The sequence below is a fragment of the Streptomyces sp. CA-179760 genome (assembly GCF_050937045.1).
Classification (GTDB): domain Bacteria; phylum Actinomycetota; class Actinomycetes; order Streptomycetales; family Streptomycetaceae; genus Streptomyces.
This window is the reverse complement of the sequence record NZ_JBNJLZ010000001.1, coordinates 9,030,713-9,052,850: the sequence shown is the minus strand read 5'-3', so window position 1 is coordinate 9,052,850 and position 22,138 is coordinate 9,030,713. Positions and strand designations below refer to the sequence as shown.

18 protein-coding genes, 3 pseudogenes and 1 riboswitch are annotated in these 22,138 nt (G+C 70.0%); of the genes and pseudogenes, 11 read left to right on the top strand and 10 right to left on the bottom strand.

Features of this window, described 5'->3' with window-relative positions:
- The first annotated feature begins 36 nt into the window (after window positions 1–36).
- From ACQEV8_RS40965 to ACQEV8_RS40950, 4 genes and pseudogenes are all read left to right on the top strand, one after another.
- Window positions 37–1,002 (top strand): carbohydrate ABC transporter permease, encoded by a 966-nt coding sequence (locus tag ACQEV8_RS40965; protein WP_432971565.1) that lies wholly within the window; start codon window positions 37–39, stop codon window positions 1,000–1,002.
- An 18-nt stretch (window positions 1,003–1,020) separates the two neighbouring features.
- On the top strand, window positions 1,021–1,950 hold the full coding sequence (locus tag ACQEV8_RS40960; protein WP_432971562.1) for a carbohydrate ABC transporter permease: 930 nt from the start codon (window positions 1,021–1,023) through the stop codon (window positions 1,948–1,950).
- Between the two features lie 10 nt (window positions 1,951–1,960).
- Window positions 1,961–3,310 carry an ABC transporter substrate-binding protein gene (locus ACQEV8_RS40955; protein WP_432971559.1) on the top strand — a complete coding sequence of 450 codons (1,350 nt, stop codon included), beginning with the start codon at window positions 1,961–1,963 and terminating at the stop codon, window positions 3,308–3,310.
- 29 nt (window positions 3,311–3,339) lie between these two features.
- Window positions 3,340–4,538: pseudogene (locus ACQEV8_RS40950) on the top strand (Gfo/Idh/MocA family protein).
- Window positions 4,539–4,569: 31 nt separating this feature from the next.
- Here ACQEV8_RS40950 and ACQEV8_RS40945 read toward each other — a convergent pair.
- From ACQEV8_RS40945 to ACQEV8_RS40925, 5 genes and pseudogenes are all read right to left on the bottom strand, one after another.
- A complete protein-coding gene (locus ACQEV8_RS40945; RefSeq protein WP_432971556.1) occupies window positions 4,570–5,265 on the bottom strand; it encodes a L,D-transpeptidase family protein in 696 nt (231 codons plus the stop codon).
- 167 nt (window positions 5,266–5,432) lie between these two features.
- Window positions 5,433–6,217: pseudogene (locus ACQEV8_RS40940) on the bottom strand (SDR family NAD(P)-dependent oxidoreductase).
- Window positions 6,218–6,290: 73 nt separating this feature from the next.
- Window positions 6,291–7,205, bottom strand: a complete 915-nt coding sequence (locus ACQEV8_RS40935) for an SDR family oxidoreductase (RefSeq protein WP_432971553.1) — start codon at window positions 7,203–7,205, stop codon at window positions 6,291–6,293.
- A gap of 102 nt (window positions 7,206–7,307) precedes the next feature.
- Window positions 7,308–7,937, bottom strand: coding sequence for an MBL fold metallo-hydrolase (locus ACQEV8_RS40930; RefSeq protein ID WP_432971550.1), 630 nt, complete (start codon window positions 7,935–7,937; stop codon window positions 7,308–7,310).
- On the bottom strand, window positions 7,937–9,025 hold the full coding sequence (locus tag ACQEV8_RS40925; protein WP_432971547.1) for an S-(hydroxymethyl)mycothiol dehydrogenase: 1,089 nt from the start codon (window positions 9,023–9,025) through the stop codon (window positions 7,937–7,939). The genes ACQEV8_RS40930 and ACQEV8_RS40925 overlap by 1 nt, the downstream gene beginning before the upstream one ends.
- 183 nt (window positions 9,026–9,208) lie before the next feature.
- On the opposite strand from ACQEV8_RS40925, the gene ACQEV8_RS40920 reads away from it, so the two are divergent.
- The 3 genes from ACQEV8_RS40920 (at window position 9,209) to ACQEV8_RS40910 (ending at window position 12,453) form a co-directional block, all read left to right on the top strand.
- On the top strand, window positions 9,209–10,963 hold the full coding sequence (locus ACQEV8_RS40920; protein WP_432971544.1) for an ABC transporter ATP-binding protein: 1,755 nt from the start codon (window positions 9,209–9,211) through the stop codon (window positions 10,961–10,963).
- Between the two features lie 136 nt (window positions 10,964–11,099).
- The gene (locus tag ACQEV8_RS40915; protein ID WP_432971541.1) at window positions 11,100–11,465 is read left to right on the top strand and encodes a nuclear transport factor 2 family protein; all 366 of its coding nucleotides are present in this window, start codon (window positions 11,100–11,102) and stop codon (window positions 11,463–11,465) included.
- Window positions 11,466–11,488: 23 nt separating this feature from the next.
- A riboswitch (ZMP/ZTP riboswitch) is annotated at window positions 11,489–11,573 on the top strand.
- Window positions 11,574–11,595: 22 nt separating this feature from the next.
- Window positions 11,596–12,453 (top strand): bifunctional 5,10-methylenetetrahydrofolate dehydrogenase/5,10-methenyltetrahydrofolate cyclohydrolase, encoded by an 858-nt coding sequence (locus ACQEV8_RS40910; protein WP_432971538.1) that lies wholly within the window; start codon window positions 11,596–11,598, stop codon window positions 12,451–12,453.
- On the opposite strand, the gene ACQEV8_RS40905 is transcribed toward ACQEV8_RS40910, so the two are convergent.
- Together ACQEV8_RS40905 and ACQEV8_RS40900 are read right to left on the bottom strand one after the other, a co-directional pair.
- Window positions 12,454–13,452 carry a CU044_5270 family protein gene (locus ACQEV8_RS40905; RefSeq protein WP_432971535.1) on the bottom strand — a complete coding sequence of 333 codons (999 nt, stop codon included), beginning with the start codon at window positions 13,450–13,452 and terminating at the stop codon, window positions 12,454–12,456. It lies immediately after the preceding gene.
- Between the two features lie 95 nt (window positions 13,453–13,547).
- Entirely contained in the window at window positions 13,548–14,099 is a 552-nt protein-coding gene (locus ACQEV8_RS40900; RefSeq protein WP_432971532.1) for an RNA polymerase sigma factor, read from the bottom strand.
- A gap of 105 nt (window positions 14,100–14,204) precedes the next feature.
- Between ACQEV8_RS40900 and ctaD the strand changes: the two genes are divergently transcribed.
- Together ctaD and ACQEV8_RS40890 are read left to right on the top strand one after the other, a co-directional pair.
- Window positions 14,205–15,812, top strand: coding sequence for an aa3-type cytochrome oxidase subunit I (gene ctaD / locus ACQEV8_RS40895; RefSeq protein WP_432971529.1), 1,608 nt, complete (start codon window positions 14,205–14,207; stop codon window positions 15,810–15,812).
- Window positions 15,809–16,162 (top strand): hypothetical protein, encoded by a 354-nt coding sequence (locus ACQEV8_RS40890; protein WP_432971526.1) that lies wholly within the window; start codon window positions 15,809–15,811, stop codon window positions 16,160–16,162. Before ctaD ends, ACQEV8_RS40890 begins: the two co-directional genes overlap by 4 nt.
- A gap of 5 nt (window positions 16,163–16,167) precedes the next feature.
- Here ACQEV8_RS40890 and ACQEV8_RS40885 read toward each other — a convergent pair whose 3' ends face one another.
- The gene (locus ACQEV8_RS40885) at window positions 16,168–17,052 is read right to left on the bottom strand and encodes an NAD(P)-dependent oxidoreductase (RefSeq protein WP_432971523.1); all 885 of its coding nucleotides are present in this window, start codon (window positions 17,050–17,052) and stop codon (window positions 16,168–16,170) included.
- A 149-nt stretch (window positions 17,053–17,201) separates the two neighbouring features.
- Between ACQEV8_RS40885 and ACQEV8_RS40880 the strand changes: the two are divergent.
- Window positions 17,202–18,157 (top strand): annotated as a pseudogene (locus tag ACQEV8_RS40880) (GlxA family transcriptional regulator); the annotation flags it as partial.
- Between the two features lie 40 nt (window positions 18,158–18,197).
- Here ACQEV8_RS40880 and ACQEV8_RS40875 read toward each other — a convergent pair.
- Complete coding sequence (locus tag ACQEV8_RS40875; protein ID WP_432971520.1) at window positions 18,198–18,857, bottom strand: TetR/AcrR family transcriptional regulator; 660 nt, start codon at window positions 18,855–18,857, stop codon at window positions 18,198–18,200.
- Between the two features lie 128 nt (window positions 18,858–18,985).
- Between ACQEV8_RS40875 and ACQEV8_RS40870 the strand changes: the two genes are divergently transcribed.
- Entirely contained in the window at window positions 18,986–20,251 is a 1,266-nt protein-coding gene (locus ACQEV8_RS40870) for a YncE family protein (protein WP_432971517.1), read from the top strand.
- On the opposite strand, the gene ACQEV8_RS40865 is transcribed toward ACQEV8_RS40870, so the two are convergent.
- Entirely contained in the window at window positions 20,244–22,100 is a 1,857-nt protein-coding gene (locus ACQEV8_RS40865; protein ID WP_432971514.1) for a cellulase family glycosylhydrolase, read from the bottom strand. The genes ACQEV8_RS40870 and ACQEV8_RS40865 overlap by 8 nt on opposite strands.
- Between the last annotated feature and the right edge of the window lie 38 nt (window positions 22,101–22,138).

Here is a 22,138-nt window from a genome sequence, read left to right as displayed (position 1 = left end):
CAGAGGACGAGCCGCCGTATGCGAGGGAGTCGCCCGATGACCATCGCCTCCAGCAGTCCTCCGTCACGTCTGCCCGCGGGCGGCGCCACGGAGGCACGCAGCAAACCCAGGACACGAAGGACCGGGGTCGGGGACAACCGGGGAGACGGACGGCTGGCCGCGGTGTTCATCGCGCCGGCGATGCTCGGCTTCCTGGTCTTCCTGCTCTGGCCGACGCTCCGGGGCATCTATCTGAGCTTCACCCGCTTCAACCTGCTGACGCCGGCGGAGTGGGTCGGCCTGGACAACTACGTCCGCATGGTCAACGACCCCATCTTCTGGGACTCCCTGTGGGTCACCGTCGAGTACGTCGTGATCAACATCGGCGTGCAGACGGTCGCGGCGCTCGCCATGGCCGTCCTGCTCCAGCGGCTGACCCAGTCGGCGATGCTGCGCGGGATCGTCCTCACGCCGTACCTGATGTCGAACGTCGTGGCCGGCCTCGTCTGGCTCTGGATCCTCGACACCCAGCTCGGCATCGGCAACGAGATCATCAGCGCTCTCGGCGCCGACCGCATCCCGTTCCTCGCCGACGAGACCTGGGCGATACCGACGATCGCGCTCATCAACGTGTGGCGGCACGTCGGATACACCGCCCTCCTGCTGTTCGCCGGTCTCCAGGCCATCCCGAACGACATGTACGAGGCGGCCAGGGTGGACGGCGCGAGCGAGTGGCGGATGTTCTGGCGGATCACCATGCCGCTGCTGCGGCCGGTGCTCGCGGTCGTGCTGATCATGACCGTGATCGGGTCGTTCCAGGTGTTCGACACCGTCGCGGTGACCACCGCGGGCGGCCCGGCGAACGCGACCAACGTGCTCCAGTTCTACATCTACGGCTCCGCCTTCGGGCGCTTCCAGTTCGGCTACGCCTCGGCCATGTCCGTCGCCCTGCTGGTCGTGCTGAGCGCGATCACCATCCTCCAGTACCGGCTCACCCGGGCCGGCCGGACCGACCTCGGCTGACGGAAGGGAGACAACCGCATGACTGCCGTGACGACCACGACGACGACGCCGACATCCCTGCGACCGGTCCGGCGTAAGTTCCCCTTCGGGCGGGCCGCCGCCTGGACCGTGATGGGATTGATCGTCCTCATCACCCTGCTGCCGTTCTACTGGATCCTGCGCACCGCGCTCTCCACCAACGCCGGCCTGAGCGCCGACCCGACCAACCCGCTGCCGGTGGACCTCACCACGAGCGGATTCGAGCGGGCCCTCGGCATGCAGTCGACCGAGGAGGCCGTCAAACAGGGCGGCGCGGGCGGCGGGCTCGACTTCTGGCGCTACCTGCTCAACTCCGTGCTGGTCTCGACCCTGATCACCGGCTGCCAGATCTTCTTCTCCGCGATGGCCGCGTACGCCTTCTCCCGGCTGCGCTGGCGGGGCCGGGACAAGGTGTTCGGCCTGTTCCTGGCCGGGATGATGGTGCCGGCCATCTTCACCCTGCTGCCGAACTTCGTGCTCATCAAGCAGCTGCACCTGATCGACACGCTCCTCGGTATCGCGCTGCCCACCATGTTCATGACGCCGTTCGCGGTGTTCTTCCTGCGGCAGTTCTTCATGAACATCCCCCACGAGGTCGAGGAGGCCGCGCTGCTCGACGGCGCCGGGAAGATCAAGATCTTCTTCCGGGTGGTGCTGCCGATGGCGTCCACGCCGATCATCACGCTGGGCGTGCTGACGTACATCACCTCCTGGAACGACTACTTCTGGCCGCTGATGGTGTCCTACAGCGACAGCTCGCGCGTGCTGACCGTGGCCCTGGCGGTCTTCCGGGCGCAGACCCCGGCGACGGGCGTCGACTGGTCCGGGCTCATGGCGGCGACGCTGATCGCCGCGCTGCCGATGCTCGTGCTCTTCGCCTGCTTCGCGCGCCGCATCGTCAGCTCCATCGGCTTCACCGGGATCAAGTAAGGGGACTGTGATGCGAATTCGACTTCGTCCGCTCGTCGCGGCGACCGGAGCGCTGGCGCTGTCCCTGGTCAGCGGATGCGCGCAGGGAGGCGCCGCGGGATCCTCCGCGAACACCGTCACGTACTGGCTGTGGGACGCCAACCAGCTGCCCGCCTACCAGGCATGCGCCAAGGGGTTCGAGAAGGAGAACCCCGGGCTGAAGGTGAAGATCACGCAGCTCGGCTGGAGCGACTACTGGACCAAGCTCACCGCCGGGTTCATCGCGGGCACCGCGCCGGACGTGTTCACCGACCACATCCAGAACTTCGGCCAGTTCGCCGATCTGAAGGTCCTCGAACCGCTCGACGACCTCGGTATCCAGAACTCCGACTACCAGCCGGGCCTCGCCGCCAACTGGATCGGCAAGGACGGCCACCGCTACGGCGCCCCCAAGGACTGGGACACCGTCGCGCTGTTCTACAACTCGAAGATGACCGAGGATGCCGGGCTCACCGCCGGACAACTCGGCGACCTCTCCTGGAACCCGAAGGACGGCGGCACCTTCGAGAAGGCCATCGCCCACCTCACGATCGACAAGAAGGGCAAGCGCGGCGACGAACCGGGCTTCGACAAGAACAACGTCAAGGTGTACGGCATGGCCACGGGCGGCGGCGGCTTCGGTGACGGCCAGACGCAGTGGAGCCCCTTCACCGGCTCCGCCGGATGGAACTTCCTGAACAAGCCGCGCTGGGGCACGAAGTACCAGTACGACAGCAAGACCTTCCAGTCGGTCATCAAGTGGTACTTCGGCCTGGCGAAGAAGGGCTACATGCCGCCGCTGTCGGACTACAACATCCAGTCCAACCAGCAGAACACGCAGATCGCGGCAGGGAAGGCGGCCACCGCGTTCGACGGGGCCTGGATGATCTCCACCTACACGGGCTTCAAGGGCCGGGACATCAAGACCACCCGGACACCGGTCGGACCCACCGGGAAACGCGCCACGATGATGAACGGCCTCGCCGACTCCGTCACCAAGGCGTCCAAGAACAAGGCGGGCGCCAAGAAGTGGGTGGCGTATCTGGCCTCGGACAAGTGCCAGACCGTCGTCGGCAAGTACGGCGTCGTCTTCCCCGCCACCGCGGCCGGGACCGAGGCGGCCGTCGCCGCGTACCGGAAGAAGGGCATCGACGTCTCGTCGTTCACCGACCCCGTGGCCGACAAGAAGCGCTTCCGGACCTTCTCGTACCCGATCGCCAGCTACTCCGCCGACATGACGGCGCTCATGCAGCCGGCGATGGAGGACATCTACGGCAACGGAAAGCCCGTCAGCAGCCTCGACCAGACCAACGACCAGATCAACCTGATCCTCTCGCAGTGATCACCCGACCAGTGAAGGGCACGCCTTACATGACGTTCTCCATCGGCATCGTCGGCGCCGGACAGTTCTCGGGCCAGTTCGCCACCCTGTTCCAGGCCCACCCCGGCGTCAGCGACGTCTACGTCACCGACCTGCTGCCCGAGAGGGCCGAACAACTCGCCGCCGCGCAGGGTCACGCCGGCACCTTCCCGTCGTACCAGGCCATGCTGGAGTCGGAGGACGTCGACGCGGTCGCGATCTTCACCCAGCGCTGGACGCACGGCCCGCTGGTGCTCCAGGGCCTCAACGCCGGCAAGCACGTGTACTCCGCGGTCCCCATGGCGATCAGCACGGAGGAGATCGCGGCGATCATCGACACGGTCAAGGCCACCGGCCTGACGTACATGATGGGCGAGACCAGCGAGTACAACCCGGCGACCGTCCACGCCCGCAACCAGATCGCCGAGGGCGCCTTCGGGCGGCTCTTCTACGCCGAGGGCGACTACGTCCACGACATGGACCTGGGATTCTACGAGGCCTACCAGTACAGCGGCGGTGAGAACTGGAAGGCCACCGCCAGCTATCCCCGCTGCTGTACCCGACGCACGCGATCGGCGGGGTGCTGGGCGCCTGGCAGACGCACGCCGTGAGCGTGTCGGCGATCGGGGTCCTCGACGACCGGGGCGACGGCGTCTTCGACAAGGACGTCAGCCAGTTCGGCAACGACTTCTCCAACGCCACCGCGCTGTTCGAGGTCGCCGGCGGCGGCTCGTTCCGTACGAACGAGTTCCGGCGGGTCGGCTACCCCTCGCACATACGCGAGTCGCGCTTCCGCTTCTTCGGCACCGAGGCGAGCATGGAGCAGCTGGCCACGGTCGCCCTGTGGCAGGACAAGCAGGGAGTCACGGACATCAGCGAACTGCTGGAGCCCAAGCCCACCATGGCTCCCGACGACCCGTCGCTGCAGCACATCGCGCCGGAGCTGCGGGCCGCCTTCACCTCGGGGTCGGCGCCCGTGCACGACCGGGAGCGACTGCCGAGGGAGTTCGACAACCTGCACAACGGCCACGAGGGCAGCCACCACTTCCTGGTGGACGACTTCGTGACCGCGGTCAACGACCGCACGCTGCCGTCGGTGAACGCCTGGGTGGCGGCCCGCTACACCCTGCCGGGCATCGTCGCGCACGAGTCCGCGCGGCAGGGCGGGGCCAGGCTGGAGATCCCGGACTTCGGGGACGCGCCCCAGTAGGGGACGCCAGGGGCGAGCCGGGTGCCTGGGATCAGGTGCCCGGCTTGCGGCCGTAGACGAAGACGTCGTCGCCCTTCTTCAGCAGCGACCAGTACTTCTTGGCGTCGGTCTTCGTCATGTTGGTGCAGCCGTGCGAGCCCGGCGGGTTCCACATGCTGACGCCGACCGAGTGGAAGGCCTGGCCGCCGTCGAAGAACTGCGCGTAGGGCATCGGCACGTCGTAGATGGAGGAGACGTGGTCGATGTTGCGCCAGTAGATCTTCTTCAGGCCGGTGCGGGTCTCATACCCGTCGCGGCCGGTTCGGACCGGGACGGGGCCGTAGACGAGCTTCTTGCCGTCCTGGATCCAGCTCAGCTGGAGCGTCAGGTTCACACAGGCGATCCGGCCCTTGTTCACCGGGCACTTGCCGTCCTTGTTGGGGGTCTTCCCGACGGCCTTCTGCTTCTGCATCAGGTCCATCACGCCCCAGGTGACGGGTCCGGCGTAGCCGATGTTCGGGGAGATGCCGTGCTTGGTCTGGAAGGCGCGGATCGCCTTGCAGTCGGTGGCGGACTGTTTTCCGTCGACCGGGCGGCCGAGGAACTTCTCCACCTGCTTCTGGTTCGGGCCGGTCTGCGTGGTGCAGCTCGCGGCCTGCGCCGGGGTGGCGCCGAGCGCGAGTGTGAGCGGTGCCACCAGGCCGGTGATCCCGAGTGCGACGGCTCCCCGTCTGCGTACGTCCCCCATGGCTCGTCCTGCCCTTTCGCGGAGTTGTCTGCGGTGTTCTGCCAGCTAGACGGGCGAAGGGCGGCTTCGGTTGTGCGGGGGTTCAGCCTGCGACGAAACGGTGACATACCTCACCGCGCAGCCGGCCGGGCGCAAGGGCTGCCGCGAGAGGGCCGCTTTCAGGCCCGCTATGGGCGCAGGGCATCGTGAAAGGCCGTGTTGACGGCCGTGAGGCCGCCGTCGACGACCAGGGTGGTGCCGGTGATCCAGGAGGCGTCGGACGAGGCGAGGAAGGTGACGGCCGCCGCGATGTCCTCCGGTTCGCCGACCCGGCCCAGGGGTAGAGCCGGCGCAGCGCCTCCAGGTCCTCGTCGCGGCCCTCCCAGGCGGTGGTGCGGACGGTGCCCGGCACCACCAGGTTGACGCGGACACCGCGGGCGGCGGCGTGACCGGCGAGTGTGCGGGTCAGGGAGCCCAGGCCGGCCTTGGCGGCGCTGTAGGCGTGGTTGCCGAAGTCCTGCAGGCCGTTGACCGAGCCGATGGAGACGACGGCGCCGCGGCCCGAGGCGGCCAGGTGCGGCAGCGCGGCACGGCAGCAGCGGTACGCGCCGGACAGGGTGACGTCGAGGTCGCGCGCCCACGACTCGTCCGGTTCGTCCTCGAAGAGGGGCGCGTCGGGCGAGCAGTGGGCGGCGCTGTTGACCAGTACGTCGAGCGAGCCGAAGGTCTCGACGGCGTGGGCGACGGCGGCCTCGGCCGCCGCCCGGTCGGCCACGTCGCATCTGATCCCCTCGGCGGTGAGTCCCTCCTCCCGCAGGGCCCGCGCGGTCCGTGTGGCCGCGGCCGGGTCCTGGTCGGCCACCAGGACCCGTGCGCCCTCCCGCGCGATGCGGCGGGCGGTGGCGGCGCCGATGCCGCGTGCCCCGCCGGTGATGAGAACCCCGTACCCCTCGAAGCGCCTGGTGTCCGTCATGGGCAGACCGTACTGCCCCGGCCGGCCCTCGGGGCCGCGCGTGGCCGCGGTCCAGGTCTCCTGGGCTGGTGGCTCAGCGGTAGCCGCTCGTGTCGGCCGGCTTGCCCGCGTCCTGGACCTCGACGAGGTAGCGCCAGGCGTCCGGGCGGCTGCCGTCGAGGTCGGTGAAGCCGTACACCTGGGCGAGGCCGCCGCTGGAGAGGGACCGGCCGTTCCAGCGAGCCACGTCCGGGTCGGCGGCGAGCGCGGCCACGGCCCGGCCGACGTAGCGCGGGGTCTCCGAGATGGCGAAGTGGGGGACGCGCTCCAGGGCGTCGCGCCAGTTCTCCTCCTGTACGCCGAAGGTCTCCAGCATGAGCTCCGAGCGCAGCCAGCCGGGCGTGAGGGCGACGGCGGTGGCGCCGCGCGAACCGAGCTCGTGGCCGAGGGCGAAGGCCATGCGCAGGACGGACGTCTTGGCCAGGTCGTAGAAGAAGTTCACGCGGTAGTTGTCGCGGTTGTAGTCGGCGGTGCCGTCGGTGACCTCGACGACCAGGCCGCCGGGGTGGCGCAGCAGCAGGGGCAGGGCGTGGTGGCTGGTGATCGCGTGTGTCTCGACGGCGAGCCGGAGCAGGCGCAAACCGTTGTCCAGGTCGTGCTCCCAGACAGCGGCGTCCCAATCGAAGAGCTTCTCGCCGCCCCAGATGTCGTTGACGAGGATGTCGAGGCGGCCCTGCTCGCCGTCGATCCGCTCCACGAGGGTGCGGACCTGCGCCGGGTCGAGGTGGTCCGTGGGTACGGCGATGCCCTGTCCGCCCGCCTCGGTGACCAGATCGGCGGTGTCCTCGATGGTCTCCGGCCGGTCGTACTCCGAACGGCGGGTGCGCGTGCTGCGCCCGGTGACGTAGACGGTGGCGCCCGCCGCGCCGAGTTCCACCGCCATGCCCCGTCCGGCGCCCCGGGTCGCACCGGCGACCAGTGCGACCTTGCCCTTCAGCGGAGCTGACATGTCCGACCTCCCGTTGCCGTGAATGCGTGGTGCTTCGAGAGTGACGGGTAAGCCGGACATCTTCTGTCGTCTTTTCCTGCGGTGTGTCGTGGCGGCACGCGGTCAGTGGCCGCGGGTGATCCATTCCTCCAGGTTCGGGGCCTCCGCGCCGATGGTCGTGGAATCTCCGTGGCCGGTGAGGACCTTCGTCTCGGGCGGCAGTGTGAGCAGCCGGTCGCGGATCGAGTCGATGATCGTCGGGAAGTGCGAGAAGGACCGGCCGGTGGCGCCGGGGCCGCCCTGGAACAGCGTGTCGCCGGTGAAGACGGTGGCAAGGCCGGGGTCGTAGAGACACACCGCGCCGGGCGCGTGCCCCGGGGTGTGCAGGATCCGCAGGTCGGCGCCGCCTGCCTCGATCGTCTGGCCGTCGACCAGCCAGGCGTCGGGCTCCCGGTCCGGGTGGGTCTGCTTCCACAGCGGCAGATCGTCGTGGTGCAGCCAGATCGTGGCCCCGGTGCGCGCGGCGAGAGCGGGGGCGGCGTCGATGTGGTCGTTGTGGGCGTGCGTGCACACGATGGCCGTGAGCCTGCGGTCCCCGACGGCCCGGGCGATGGCGTCGGCGTCGTGGGCGGCGTCGATGACGATCGCCTCGTGGTCGTCGCCGACGATCCACACGTTGTTGTCGACGTCCCAGGTGCCGCCGTCGAGGCTGAACTGCCCGGAGGTGACGAGGTGTTCGACGCGCGTGGTCATCAGAGCACCACCACCGAGCGCAGCACGTCGCCGTGGTGCATCCGCTCGAACGCCTTCTCCACCTCGTCCAGCTGGATGGTCTCGGTGACGAACGCCCCGAGGTCCAGGCGCCCTTGCAGGTGCAGGTCGATCAGCATGGGGAAGTCGCGGGAGGGCAGGCAGTCGCCGTACCAGCTCGACTTGAGGGCTCCGCCGCGGCCGAAGACGTCGAGCAGCGGCAGTTCGAGCTTCATCTCCGGGGTGGGCACGCCGACGAGGACGACCGTGCCGGCGAGGTCGCGGGCGTAGAAGGCCTGCTGGTACGTCTCCGGGCGGCCGACCGCCTCGATGACGACATCGGCGCCGAATCCGCCGGTCAGCTCGCGGATGGCCTCGACCGGGTCGGTCTCGCGAGAGTTGACGGTGTGGGTGGCGCCCATCGCCTTGGCGGTCTCGAGCTTGCGGTCGTCGATGTCGACGGCGATGATCCGCGCCGCTCCGGCAAGCTGCGACCCGGCGACGGCCGCGTCACCGACGCCGCCGCAGCCGATGACGGCGACCGTGTCGCCCCGGCCCACGTTGCCGGTGTTGATCGCGGCACCGATGCCCGCCATGACGCCGCAGCCGAGCAGCCCGGCCACCTGCGGGGCGACCTCCGGGGCGACCTTGGTGCACTGCCCGGCCGCGACCAGCGTCTTCTCGGCGAAGGCGCCGATACCGAGGGCCGGGGAGAGCTCCTGGCCGGTCGAGGCGAGGGTCATCTTCTGCCCGGCGTTGTGGGTGTCGAAGCAGTACCAGGGCCGCCCGCGCAGACAGGCCCGGCACTTCCCGCACACCGCACGCCAGTTGAGGATCACGAAGTCGCCGGGCTGGACGTCGGTGACGCCGTCGCCGACCGCCTCGACCACGCCCGCGGCCTCATGGCCGAGCAGGAAGGGGAAGTCGTCGCTGATGCCGCCCTGCTTGTAATGCAGGTCGGTGTGGCACACCCCGCAGGCCTGGACGGCCACGACCGCCTCTCCGGGGCCGGGGTCGGGCACGACGATCGTCTCGATGCGCACCGGCTCGTCCTTGCCGGGTGCGATCACACCGCGTACTTCCTGCGCCATGGCGCTGACTCCTTCGTCGGCCGGGGTCGGTCTCTTCCGACCCTACGCGCGACTGATCGGTAAGGGGCGGGGATCGGCCACCTCAGACGCATGATCACGAGTTCTGCCCAGCGCGGAAAGGCGGGGCACTGTACGTGTTTCGCGCCGTAGCCTGAACGCTCCGCCCGACGCCGAAGGAGCGACGTGAGCCTCGCAGAGACCGACACCGCCGTGCCTCCCTGGCGGCTGCTCCTCGGATACGTTCGGCCGCATCGCTGGTCCCTGGCCGCCGGTGCCCTGCTCTCGCTGGTCACCGGGGCGACCGGACTCCTGCTTCCGCTGGTGGCCAAGGGCCTGATCGACGATCTGTCGCACGAGCGGGCCATCACCGGAGCGCTGCTGGCGATGTCGGCGCTGGTGATGACCAACGCGGTGGTGGGCGCGCTCGGTTCGTACGTGCTGCAGCGCACCGCCGAGTCGGTGGTCCTCGGCGCGCGGCGCGCCCTGTCGTCGTATCTGCTGCGGCTGCGGATCACTGCCGTGGACCGCAGCGAACCCGGGGACCTGATGGCCCGCATCACCTCCGACACCACGCTGCTGCGCCAGGTCACCACCAACTCGCTGGTCGGTCTGGGCACGGGCGGTCTCACCCTCGTCGCGACGATCGTGATGATGGGCCTGGTGGATGTCGTGCTGCTGGGCGTCACGCTGGCCGTGATCGCGGGGGCCGGGGTGATCCTCGGTGTGATCGTGCCGCGCATCAACAAGGCGAGCCGGCGGGCGCAGGACGCGGTGGGCGTCATGGGTGCCTCGCTGGAGCGGGTCCTCGGCGCCCTGCGCACCGTGAAGGCGTCCGGTGCCGAGCACCGGGAGGAGAGCACGCTGCACGAGGCGGCGCAGGAGTCGTGGCGGCAGAGCGTGCGCGCCGCCAAGTGGTCGGCGGCCGCGGGCAACACGGCGGGGCTTTCCATGCAGGTCGCCTTCATCACGGTGCTCGCGGTCGGCGGCGCGCGCGTCGCGACCGGCGCCGTCGACGTGGGCACGCTCGTCGCGTTCCTGCTGTACGTCTTCTATCTGATGTCGCCGATACAGCAGGTCGTCGGCGCCATCACGCAGTACCAGACGGGCGCCGCGGCCCTCACCCGCATGCAGGAGGCGCTGCGCCTGCCCGCCGAGCCCTCCGCCCGGTTCGCGCCGCTGCCCTCCCCCGGCGCCCAGCCCGCCGCCCTCGCCTTCGACGACGTCCGCTTCCGCTACGCCGACGACCTGCCGTACGTCCACCACGGCGTGACGTTCGCCGTGCCCGCGCAGGGCATGACGGCGTTCGTGGGCCCGTCCGGCGCCGGCAAGACCACCGTCTTCTCGCTGATCGAGCGGTTCTACGATCCCGGCTCCGGCACGATCACGCTGGACGGCCGGGACCTGGCCGACTGGGAGTTGCCCCAACTGCGCGCCTCGATCGGCTACGTGGAGCAGGACGCGCCGGTCCTGTCGGGCTCCCTGCGGGACAACCTGCTGCTGGGCAACCCGGAGGCGGACGAGGACGCGCTCAGGCGGGTGCTGAAGACGACCCGTCTCGACGGCCTGGTGTCCCGGCTGCCCGCTGGACTCGACACGCTCGTCGGCCACCGGGGCACCAAGCTGTCGGGCGGTGAGCGGCAGCGCGTCGCCATCGCCCGAGCCCTGCTGCGCCGCCCCCGGCTGCTGCTGCTCGACGAGGCCACCTCGCAGCTGGACGCGGTGAACGAGGCGGCGCTGCGCGACACCGTCGCGGACGTGGCCCGCACGACCACGGTCCTCGTCGTGGCGCACCGGCTGTCCACGGTGACGATGGCCGACCGGATCGTGGTGATGGACGCGGGCCGGGTCCGGGCCGTCGGCACCCACCGCGAACTCGTGACCTCCGACCCGCTCTACGCGGAGCTGGCGGCGACCCAGTTCCTGGCCGCGGCGGACTGAGTCACGGCGCGCGGACCCGCGTGAGGGCCAGTGTTGCGGCTGCGCTTGCCGAGCCCGTCGGGCGGGAGGACGCTCAGGAGAGAGGCTTCTCGCGGCCCGTTCCCCGTCGGGTCGCGGCCCCTCGAAGGAGGTCATCATGGGAACCGCGGCAGACTCCGCCTTCGACCGAGACACCCTGCGCCGGGGCGTGGAAGGACAGACCCCGGACATTCTGCTCTCCCTCTACGCCGACGACGCGGAGCTCCGCATCGTGGACCGCACGACCCAGCCCAGCCATCCCAAGGTCCTGCACGGCCGGGACGAGATCGGCCGGATGCTGGAGGACGTCTACAGCCGTGACATGACGCACAAGATGGAGCGGTGCGTCGTCCAGGGAGACGAGGCCGCCTACAGCGAGAGCTGCGAGTACGCGGACGGCGTGCGCGTCCTGTCCGAGTCCATGATCTCGCTGCGGGGCGGCAAGATCGCCGAACAGACCCTGATCCAGGCCTGGGACGAGTAGGAGAAGCAACACCGCTTAGGGTGGGGCCGGGCCGTGACTGGCGCTGAGGTGGAGCACCACCGGGGAGCGGCCCCGCGGAGTCGGATGCCGTGCGCCTGGGCGAAGCAGCATTCCAGCCCAGGAGTGGATCATGTCCCAGGCACGGCTCATCGACGGCACCTCGCTCGCCCGGCGGACAGTGGAACAGGCCGGCAAGCGCGCGGCCGATCTCACCGAGCGGACGGGCACTGCACCGTGTCTCGCCACAGTGCTCGTCGGCGAGGACCCCGCGTCCGTCACCTACGTCCGTATGAAGCAGAACCGTTGCCGCAAGGCCGGCATCACCTCGCGGCATGTGACGCTGCCCGCCGCCACGACCACCGGGGAGCTCGTCGGCACGCTCGAGGCGCTGTCCGCCGACCCCGGCGTGCACGGCATCCTCCTCCAGCACCCCGTCGGCGAGCACATCGACGAGCGGGCCGCGTTCGAGGCGATCGCGCCCGGGAAGGACGTCGACGGCGTCACCTTCGCCTCCTTCGCGACGATGAGCTTCGGCCTGCCGGGCTTCGTGTCCTGCACGCCCGGCGGGATCATGCGGCTGCTCGACAAGTACGGCATCGACCCGGCAGGCAAGCGGGCCGTGGTCGTGGGCCGCAGTGCGATCCTCGGCAAGCCGCTCGGCATGCTGCTGCTCGCCCGGGACGCGACGGTCACCTACTGCCACTCACGCACCCGGGACCTGTCCGCGGCCGTGCGCGAGGCGGACATCGTGGTGGCCGCGGTGGGACGGCCCCGGCTGATCCACGGCCAGGACATCAAGCGCGGAGCCGTCGTGATCGACGCCGGGTACAACGCCGGCAACGTCGGCGACGTCGACTTCGACTCCGCCGCGGAGCGGGCCTCGCTGATCACGCCGGTGCCGGGCGGGGTCGGCCCGATGACGATCGCCACGCTGCTGGAGCAGACGGTGGACGCCGCGGCCCGGCAGCTCGGTCTGCCCGGGGTGTGATCAGCGCATCCAGGCGCTGTACGACATGACGTCGCCCTTCTTGACGCCGTACTCCGGTTCGTCGGCGGTGAAGGTGCTCTCCAGGCCGAGGACGGCACCGGTGGCCGGGTCCGTGATCAGCATGTGGCGGACTCCGGAGCCGTCGTACACGTACGCCTGGCCCTGCCGGCCCAGCCGGTCGGTCACCCGGCCGACCGGCCGCAGGCCCTCGGCGTCGGCCAGGAGCCGGACGAGCGCCGCGGTCTCCCGGGCGCCGGGGGTCCAGTTGTCGAGCAGTACCTCGACGCCGTCCAGCAGTTGGGGCGTGGTCAACGGCCCGTCGTCGTACCGGGCCTCCGTCAGGTAGGCGCGCAGCCGTGCGGGGTCGCTCGGCGGAGGAGACTGGGGCGGTGCGTCACTCCAGCTCGGCGGGTAGGTCCGGTCGCTGATGACATGACCGTCGTCGACGAGGTGGGGCTCGCCGCCCGCGTCGGAGAGGACCGGGCGGCCCGGATGCCTCGGGTCGGTGGCCACGACGAGCTCGGTGTGACTGGCATCGGCCCGCCAGCGCACGATGCGTTCCTCGGGCAGGGTGATCGGGGGCTTGTCGTCCGACATGCCCAGGCTCCAGGACTGCACGTGCGTGCCCTTGCGCAGGCGGGGCGAGTCGTCTGCCGCGGCCTGCTGGGCACGTTCGGCCAGCCGGTCCAGGGGCACGGGGGTGGAGCCGGTCTGCACCACCAGCGGGCGGGGTGCGGCGACCGCCGGTGTGGTGTCCGGGCCGCTCAGCACGAGGGTGAGGGTCAGGGCGGCGACGACGGCCGTGGCCACGAGCCCCCAGGCCAGCCGGGGCCGGTCCGGGCCGGGCAGCAGCCGGTCCCGCAGACGGCGGGAGGGCCGCTCGCGCAGCAGACGTTCGAGCCGGCGCTCGGCGTCATGGTCCAGGGGGCCGTCGCCGAAGTGGGGGCCGTCGTGCGGCACCGGGTTGGCGCTGCGCAGCAGTTCGAGTTCGTCAGCCATGGCCGTGTTCCTTCGGGGCGGTCAAGCGGGCGGCGGTCAGGGGACACCGGGCACCGGCCTCGCCGGCCGGGGGAGCCTCGCTCACGGAAGACGCGTCAGTCATCGTCCCGCCCTCCCACGGCGTGCGCGTCGGCCTTGGTGCGCTCCGGGGCCATGCGGTCGATCTCGGTTCTCAGCCGGCGGCGGGCCCGGTGCAGCCGCATGGCGGCGGCCCGGCTGCCGCAGCCGAGGGCGACCGCGACCTCGTCGGTGCCGAGTTCCTCCCAGGCCGTCAGGCGCAGCACCTCCTGGTCGGCCGCGGAGAGGCGGGACAGCGCCTCGTGGACCCAGGCGCCGGGTGTGTCGGCGTCGGGGCCCACCGCGATGTGCCGCCCGTGCGCGGTGTCGTCGTTGCCGAGCCGGTCGACCAGCCGTCGGCGGCGTCCGTGGCCGCGTACCGCGTTGGCCAGGCAGTTGCGTGCCACGCCGTACAGCCAGGGCAGCGGGGAGGGCGGCAGGTCGGCCCTGCGCCGCCAGGCGACCGTGAACACCTCCGCCACCACTTCCTCCACGTCGCCGGTCCGCCCGTCCAGTCGCCGTGCGACATAGCGGCTGACCGCCCAGTAGTGCTCGCGGTAGGCAGCGCCGAAGATCTCGTCGTTGCTCATGTCCCGTTCGTGTCCGGCACTTTCTCGATCGTCACACCCGTTTTCGTGATGCTCGTCGCGTCAGTGCAGTGTGACGTCGGGGCGGGGCGCGGACACAGGCGGGGCATGAGGCACCTCAAGTGGCTGACGACCACAGATCACAAGACGATCGGCACGCTGTACCTGGCGACGTCGTTCGCGTTCTTCGTCATCGGTGGCGTGATGGCCCTGTTCATGCGCGCCGAGCTGGCCCGGCCGGGTCTGCAGATCATGTCGAACGAGCAGTTCAACCAGGCGTTCACGATGCACGGCACGATCATGCTGCTGATGTTCGCGACGCCGCTGTTCGCCGGCTTCGCGAACTGGATCATGCCGCTGCAGATCGGCGCGCCCGACGTGGCGTTCCCGCGGCTGAACATGTTCGCCTACTGGCTCTACCTGTTCGGCTCGCTCATCGCGGTCGGTGGCTTCCTCACCCCGCAGGGCGCGGCCGACTTCGGCTGGTTCGCCTACAGCCCGCTCTCGGACGCCGTCCGCAGCCCGGGCATCGGCGCCGACATGTGGATCATGGGCCTGGCCTTCTCCGGCTTCGGCACCATCCTCGGCTCGGTCAACTTCATCACCACGATCATCTGCATGCGCGCCCCGGGCATGACGATGTTCCGCATGCCGATCTTCGTGTGGAACGTGCTGCTGACCGGTGTGCTGGTCCTGCTCGCCTTCCCGGTCCTCGCGGCCGCGCTGTTCGCCCTGGAGGCGGACCGCAAGTTCGGTGCCCATGTCTTCGACGCTTCCAACGGCGGCGCGTTGCTGTGGCAACACCTCTTCTGGTTCTTCGGGCATCCAGAGGTGTACATCATCGCGTTGCCGTTCTTCGGCATCATCTCCGAGGTCATCCCGGTCTTCTCCCGTAAGCCGATGTTCGGTTACACGGGTCTGATCGGCGCGACCGTCGCGATCGCGGGTCTGTCCGTGACGGTGTGGGCGCACCACATGTACGTCACCGGCGGTGTGCTGCTGCCGTTCTTCTCCTTCATGACCTTCCTGATCGCGGTGCCGACCGGTGTGAAGTTCTTCAACTGGGTCGGCACCATGTGGCGCGGCAGTCTCTCGTTCGAGACGCCCATGCTGTGGGCGATGGGCTTCCTGATCACGTTCGTGTTCGGCGGGCTCACGGGTGTGCTGCTGGCCTCGCCGCCGATCGACTTCCACGTCTCCGACTCGTACTTCGTGGTGGCCCACTTCCACTACGTCATCTTCGGGACGGTCGTGTTCGCGATGTTCTCCGGCTTCCACTTCTGGTGGCCGAAGTTCACCGGCAAGATGCTGGACGAGCGCCTCGGCAAGATCACTTTCTGGACGCTGTTCATCGGCTTCCACGGCACGTTCCTGGTCCAGCACTGGCTGGGCGCCGAGGGCATGCAGCGGCGGATCCCCGACTATCTGGCGGTAGAGGGCCTGACGACGCTCAACACGGTGTCGAGCATCTCCTCGTTCCTGCTCGGCATGTCGATCCTGCCGTTCTTCTACAACGTGTGGAAGACGGCCAAGTACGGCGAGCGGGTCACGGCCGACGACCCGTGGGGCTACGGCCGCTCCCTGGAGTGGGCCACCTCCTGCCCGCCGCCCCGCCACAACTTCGCCGCCCTCCCCCGGATCCGCAGCGAGTCCCCTGCGTTCGACCTGCATCATGCGGACGTCGCCGCGGCGGAGAGGGAGCTGACGCTCCGATGACCGCGATGGAGGGCTTCCCCGCGGACATGCGGGCGTTCCATCACCAGGTCGAGGGCCATCTGCTCGCCGCCGCGGCGCAGGAGGAGGCCCGCACGGCCGCCGAGCGCTTCGCCGCCGGGCTGGACTGGCTGCCGGAGGCCCGACGTCGGGAGGTGGAGCGGCTGTTCGCACGGGAGCACCTGGCCCTCACCCGGGCCTCGTGGCAGCGGACGGCACACCGCGGGGAGGAACTGCGTGGCGAGTACGAGGCGGTGTACCGCGGGCTCCGCGCGCGGCTGCTGGCCGCCCTCCTGCTGGGAGTCGCGCTGGTGGTGGCCGTGAACCTCGTGGTGCTGGGATCGTCGGGGTAGCCCGCTCAGTCCCTCGCCGGAGGTCGCAGTACCTCGATGAGGCTGGCGTAGCTGTCCTGTCCATGGCCCGATACGGCGGCTTTCTCCATGGCGGTCTTCAGCAGTTCGGGCAGCGCGTTGTCGATGCCCCGGGCCGCCGCCGCGTGGATGAGATGGTCGATGGCCGCGATCTGTACGTCGACGGTGGCGTCGTCGCCCGGGTAGCGGCCCTCGTCCACCTGGGGCGCGTAGGTGGTGAGGAAGCCGGCCACGGCGGTCAGCCAACGGGTCGCGACGGGGGTGAAGTCGGCGGCGGGCGTCCCTTCGGCGCCGACCAGCGCGGTGCCGTGCAGCCAGCCGGTCATGGTGGACCACATCAGGCCGAGGAGCGCGGCGTCGTAGAGGGAGGCGAGGCCGGGGTCCGTGCCGAGGTACAGGGGGTCGCCGAGGGCCGCCAGCGTGGAGCGGTGGGTTTCGAAGACCTGTCGGGAGCCGCTGTACAGGAACATCATGGCGGGGTCGCCGACGCCGGGCGGGGTGGTCATGATGGCGCCGTCGAGGTAGTCGGCCCCATGGGTCCGGGCCCACTTGACGGCCTCGTGAGCCTGCTCGGGAGAGCCGGAGGTGAGGTTGACCAGGGTTCTGCCCGCGAGGCCGGCGGCGGCCGGGTCGAGGACCGTGTACATGGCCTCGTAGTCCAGCACGCAGGCGATGGTCAGCGAGGAGGAGGCGGCGACCGCCTCCTGGGGCGTGGCGGCCAGGCGGGCGCCACGCTCGACCAGGGGCCGGGCCTTGTCCGGGGTCCGGTTCCAGACAGTGGTCGGGTGGCCCCGGTCCAGCAGCGCGGCGGCCAGGGCCGAGCCCATCGAGCCCAGTCCGAGAACGGTGACGGCCTGCTGTTCTGCGTTCATGCCCAACTCCTTGTGCAGCGTGTGTAGGTGATGCGTGATCACGTACGGCAACGCTCGCAGGGCGCGAAGATCGGGAACAGTGACAGTGGTGACGGCGTCCACCAAATTCCTGCCATACGCTTCGGGGTATGAGTGCTGGTTCCGTCGCCGTGGTCGTGACCGAGGAGATCGGGGTCCCCTCGTGGGATCTGTACGAACTGAGCATCCCCTGCACCGTGTTCGGCAAGCCGCAGCCGGATCTGGCAGATCCCTGGTACGACCTGCGGCTCTGCGGGACGGGAACGGGGCTCGGGAGGATGCGGAGGACCACGGGCTGACCCTGCGGACCCGGTACGGACTCGACGACCTGGCCGACGCGGACACGGTCATCGTGCCCTCGGTGCCCGACCCCTGTGTCGACGAGGGCAGGCCGCTTCCGGAGGGGTTGGTCGCAGCCCTGCGGCGCGCCCATGAGGCGGGCGCCCGCATGGTGTCCCTCTGCACCGGCGCGTTCGCGCTCGCCGAGGCGGGGCTGCTCGACGGCCGCCGCGCGACGGCCCACTGGATGCACACCGACCTGCTGGCCGAGCGGTACCCGAAGGTGCAGGTCGACGAGTCGGTGCTGTATGTGGACGACGGTGATGTACTCACCAGCGCCGGGCTCACCGCCGGCCTCGACCTGTGTCTGCATCTGGTGCGGCGCGATCTCGGGGCGCACGTCGCCAACCAGTTGGCGCGCCGCATGGTGGTGCCCGCCCACCGGCCGGGCGGGCAGGCGCAGTTCATCGAGCTGTCGGTGCCGCCCAGTGACGACGAGGGGCTGGCTCCCGTCCTTCAGTGGGCGCGGGCGAACCTCGACCGGCCGCTGACGGTCGCCGATCTGGCGCGGCGGGCCTCGATGAGTCCGCGTACGTTCTACCGGCGCCTCCAGGCGGCCACCGGTACGACTCCTCTTCAGTGGCTCCTCGACCAGCGGCTCGGGCGCGCCCGGTCACTGCTGGAGTCGACTGATCTGCCGGTCGAGAAGGTCGGGGAGCTCAGCGGCCTCGGCACGGCCAACAACCTCCGTCACCACTTCCTCAAGCACCTCGGGGTGTCGCCGGGCGACTACCGGCGGGCTTTCCCCGGCGCGACCACCGGCGGACGCGGCCGGACACGGGCCCGACTCACGTCCGGGGAGTCCACCCCGGCGGCCGCAGGATCGCCAGCAACTGCCGGACCAGTTCCTCGACCACCTCGTCCAGGGTCGCGTCGACCCACCCCGCGCTCCAGTCGTGCAGCAGGCCGTTGACGCTGCCGATGAAGCCCGTCGCCGCGAGGCGGTAGTCGCGGGGTGCGGCCTCCCCGCGCGCGGCGGCCGCGTCGGCCTCGGCGCAGATGAGGCCGACCCAGCCGGCCCGGCGGGCGAGCCGCTGTTCCTCCAGGCGCGGGCTGACCCCGATGATCTCGACGAAGGTGATGCGGATCCGGCGCGGATCGGCCGCGAGGTTCCCGGCGTAGGCGCGGAAGATCGCGGTGGCGCGCTCGGCGAGCGGCAGGTCGGCGGAGTCGGCCGCGGCCTCCAGGACCGCCGTCTCGGCCCAGCCGTTGACCTGGAGATGCAGCGCGGCGAGCACGTCCTCCAGGGTGCGGAACTCCTCGTAGAACTGACGGGTGGACAGTCCGGCCGCCTCGCTGAGCGCCGCGACCGTGGTGGAGCGGAAGCCGGGGGTGTCGCCGAACAGCTGGAGCGCGGCGTCGAGGAACCGCCGGCGCCGCTCGGCCTGTCGTTCCTTTGCCGTCTTGCCGCCGTAGCGGCCGGTCGGCGCTCTGAGTCTCCCCGGCACCGGATCTCCCTTCGTGGTTCGAACACCGATTTTGTCGTGCACGCGGTCTTGTGGAGAAGGCCGCCCCTTCCTTACTTTTCAGTAAGTTCATTCTGAAACCAAGTGTGTTCAGATTCCAAGGAGCAGTCATGCCTGCTTTCCGACGACGGCACCTGTGCTCCGTAGCCGCCGCCCTCGCCCTGACCTCCACCGTCCCCGCGACCGCCGCCCACGCCGCCCACGCCGACGCGGCGGACGCCTCCGCCGCGCTGCGCGAGGTGCTGTTCGTGGGCAACAACTGGGAAGGCACCGCCGATGTCATCAGGTCCACCGGCGACTTCGCGAAGATAGGCCGGATCGACGTCGTCCCCGACAAGGACGAGCGGATGGCGGAGATCAACGCCGATCCGATCCGGTGGATCGCCTTCATGACGATCCGCAACAGCGTCGGTGAGGGCCACGACCAGTTCGTCGACGACATGTACTCCACGCCGGACGGGAGGTCGGTGGTGGTCTCCCGTCCGAGCTTCGCCGACGTCGTCTCGATCGACCTCGCCTCCGGACGGATCAACTGGCGCTTCCCGGTGTCCGGTTTCCGCGCCGACCACATGGCGGTCTCCCCCGACGGAAAGCGGGTCGCGGTGTCGGCGTCGACCGGCAACTCCGTGCACGTGCTGGACATCGAGACCGGCAAGCAGCTCGGCAAGGCGGCCACCGGGGACAAGCCGCACGAGAACATCTTCACCAAGGACGGCAAGTACATCTACAACATGTCGATCGGCGAGGTGAACACGCAGACCGACGCTCCGTGGCTGGACTGGACGAAGGGCGACCGGCGCATCACCGTCATCGACGCGACGACGTACCAGCAGGTCAAGGTGATCGACATGCGCCAGCGCCTGGACGCGATCGGGCTCAAGGACTACTCCGACGCGGTCCGGCCGGCCGTGTTCTCGCCGGACGAGTCGAAGCTGTACTTCCAGGTGTCGTTCTTCAACGGCTTCTTCGAGTACGACCTGGCCACCGACAAGATCACCCGCACGAAGACCCTGCCGAAGAACCCGGCGACCAGCGACGACCGCACCACGTTCGTCAACGACTCCCGCCACCACGGTCTCTCGATGAGCCCGGACGGACGCAAGCTCTGCGTGGCGGGCACGATGGACGACTACGCCACGGTCGTCGACCGCGCCACCCTCCAGGAGGGCCCGCTCGTCACCGCCGCCAAGCCCTATTGGGCCACGGTCAGCGGTGACGGCAGGAGTTGTGTCGTCTCCGAGAGCGGCTCCGACCAGGTCACGGCCATCGACTTCGCCACCGGAAAGAAGGTCGTGTCCGTGCCGGTCGGAGACCACCCGCAGCGCGTCCGGCTCGGCCATGTGGAGGCCGGCTGGACGAGCCCGTCCGCTAGCTGACCTCCTTCGCCGCCCATGCCGCAAGCTCGGTGCGGGCCGCGTCGAGCAGTTGCGCCGAGGGAGCCGTCGCCCCGTTGGTCACCAGCGCGTAGTGCAGGACGCCCTTGTCCGGCGCGGTGAGCAGCAGGCGGCGGCTTCCCGTGCCGCCCGGCTCCCGCGCCACGCCGACCGGGGTCGTCGAGCTGTACGCCGGCGGGGCGTGGGCCGCGCCCAGGTCGGAGACCACCGTGGTGGACGCGGTCGGGAAGCTCGCCGGCAGATGCAGTTCGGTGGGCGCCGAGCCGCCGTCCGAGCGCCACAGCAGCAGCCCGTACTGCCCGGATCCCACCAGCCGCTGCACGTTCGGCAGCGTACTGGGCACCGGGTTCCAGGTCAGCGTCGTCGAGCCGTCCCGGGAGCGGTCCTCGTAGGTGAAGCCGACGGTCGTTCCCGCCGTGGCACTCGGGTAGAGACGGTCCAGGAGCCGGGCGTCCTGGCGCAGCACCGGCTTGCCCGAGTCGTCGAGACGTACGGCGGACAGGTCCTCGTCGTTCCAGGCGTCACCGGTGGTGAGGACCTTGTCCGGGTTGCCGTTCATCAGTTCCTGGTGCCGGCCGTTGTAGATGTCCCACTGCCACTGCGAACCGGAGAGCACGGGCCCCGAGGCGGCCGGGTCGGACCACCAGTCGGCGCCCTTCAGCCTTGAGTCGAGGGCCTGGTACATCCCCTTGAGGACGGTCGGCGCCTTGTCGGAGACGTTGCCCGCCAACGGGTGCCCGAACTCGCTGACCACGGCGGCGGTCCGCGCGGCGGCCGCCCGGTCTCGGACGGTGCGGAAGTCGTTGACGTACTGACCGTCGGCCGCCTTGCCCCACATGAAGACGCCGGAGATGGCCTTCTGGTCGTAGAAGTGGGTGTTGAACACATAGCGCGGTCCGAGCGTGCCGGCGTCCAGCAGGCCGCCCTCCTGCTTCTGGAAGTCGAGGTTGGCGTTCCAGAAGAGGTTCGGCTCCACGAAGGCGGGCTTGTCCCGCCAGCCGGCCGTGTCCATGCGGGTCCGGAACTTCTCGTAGAACGGCCACAGCACGTCCTTCTCCCAGGCGCGGCTGGTCTGCCCGGAGTCGTAGACGCCCGCGTGCGGCTCGTTGTAGGGGTCGAAGCCGACGACCCCCTTGAACGGGTCGGCGCCCAGGTGCTGCCGGAGGTACGTCATGGTCTTCTCGGCGGTGGCGAGGAAGGCGTCCTGCACGCCGTGCGCGTTGTGCCAGAAGTCGTACGAGGCTCGCTTCACGGCCTCGTTCTGGGTGATGTTCTGCCCCCAGAAGAGGCAGATCCCGCAGGACTCGTCGGGGTAGTTCCCGGCGTCCACCGCCCACTTGGGCGCGCCGTCGCCGGTGTACCAGCTGTCGGCGTCGAAGAGGTGCCGGGAGTAGAGGTCCTGGTGGAAGTCGGGGTAGACGCGGATGCCGGCGTCGAGGAAGGCCCGCATCTGGTCGGTGGCGGCGGCGAGGTAGGCCGTGTCGACCTTGCCGCGCTCGGGCTCGGTGTAGGCCCAGGAGAGCAGGAAGCGGACGGTGTTGCCGCCGCCGAGGGCACGCAGGGCGGTCGCCGACTTCTTCGCGTCGGCGACCGAGGCGAAGGGCAGGCCGCCGTTCTCCGCCAGTTTGGTCTCGCCGGAGACGTTGTAGCCGCGGAGCACGATCTCACGGCCGGAGGCGTCGGTGAAGCGGCCGTCCCGCACGGTGACGGCAGGGTCGTCGAACCAGAGGGAGTCGGGAGGGGGCGCGGCGGTGGCGGGCGGGACTCCCGCCGTAACGGAGCCGAAGAGGACAGCCAGGACAACCAGGAGACGTGCCCGAATAGTTGGCATGTCCACTACAGTCCGGCGATATCAGGACACCGTCAACA

Excerpts from the sequence above, each read along its gene's own strand:
- ACQEV8_RS40900 (WP_432971532.1), bottom strand. The coding sequence starts at position 14,099 with ATGAGCAACGACGAGATCTTCGGCGCTGCCTACCGCGAGCACTACTGG.
- ctaD (WP_432971529.1), top strand. The coding sequence starts at position 14,205 with ATGAGGCACCTCAAGTGGCTGACGACCACAGATCACAAGACGATCGGC.
- ACQEV8_RS40915 (WP_432971541.1), top strand. The coding sequence starts at position 11,100 with ATGGGAACCGCGGCAGACTCCGCCTTCGACCGAGACACCCTGCGCCGG.
- ACQEV8_RS40890 (WP_432971526.1), top strand. The coding sequence starts at position 15,809 with ATGACCGCGATGGAGGGCTTCCCCGCGGACATGCGGGCGTTCCATCAC.
- ACQEV8_RS40885 (WP_432971523.1), bottom strand. The coding sequence starts at position 17,052 with ATGAACGCAGAACAGCAGGCCGTCACCGTTCTCGGACTGGGCTCGATG.
- ACQEV8_RS40965 (WP_432971565.1), top strand. The coding sequence starts at position 37 with ATGACCATCGCCTCCAGCAGTCCTCCGTCACGTCTGCCCGCGGGCGGC.
- ACQEV8_RS40935 (WP_432971553.1), bottom strand. The coding sequence starts at position 7,205 with ATGTCAGCTCCGCTGAAGGGCAAGGTCGCACTGGTCGCCGGTGCGACC.
- ACQEV8_RS40870 (WP_432971517.1), top strand. The coding sequence starts at position 18,986 with ATGCCTGCTTTCCGACGACGGCACCTGTGCTCCGTAGCCGCCGCCCTC.
- ACQEV8_RS40925 (WP_432971547.1), bottom strand. The coding sequence starts at position 9,025 with ATGGCGCAGGAAGTACGCGGTGTGATCGCACCCGGCAAGGACGAGCCG.
- ACQEV8_RS40945 (WP_432971556.1), bottom strand. The coding sequence starts at position 5,265 with ATGGGGGACGTACGCAGACGGGGAGCCGTCGCACTCGGGATCACCGGC.
- ACQEV8_RS40955 (WP_432971559.1), top strand. The coding sequence starts at position 1,961 with ATGCGAATTCGACTTCGTCCGCTCGTCGCGGCGACCGGAGCGCTGGCG.
- ACQEV8_RS40930 (WP_432971550.1), bottom strand. The coding sequence starts at position 7,937 with ATGACCACGCGCGTCGAACACCTCGTCACCTCCGGGCAGTTCAGCCTC.
- ACQEV8_RS40960 (WP_432971562.1), top strand. The coding sequence starts at position 1,021 with ATGACTGCCGTGACGACCACGACGACGACGCCGACATCCCTGCGACCG.
- ACQEV8_RS40865 (WP_432971514.1), bottom strand. The coding sequence starts at position 22,100 with ATGCCAACTATTCGGGCACGTCTCCTGGTTGTCCTGGCTGTCCTCTTC.
- ACQEV8_RS40910 (WP_432971538.1), top strand. The coding sequence starts at position 11,596 with ATGTCCCAGGCACGGCTCATCGACGGCACCTCGCTCGCCCGGCGGACA.
- ACQEV8_RS40905 (WP_432971535.1), bottom strand. The coding sequence starts at position 13,452 with ATGGCTGACGAACTCGAACTGCTGCGCAGCGCCAACCCGGTGCCGCAC.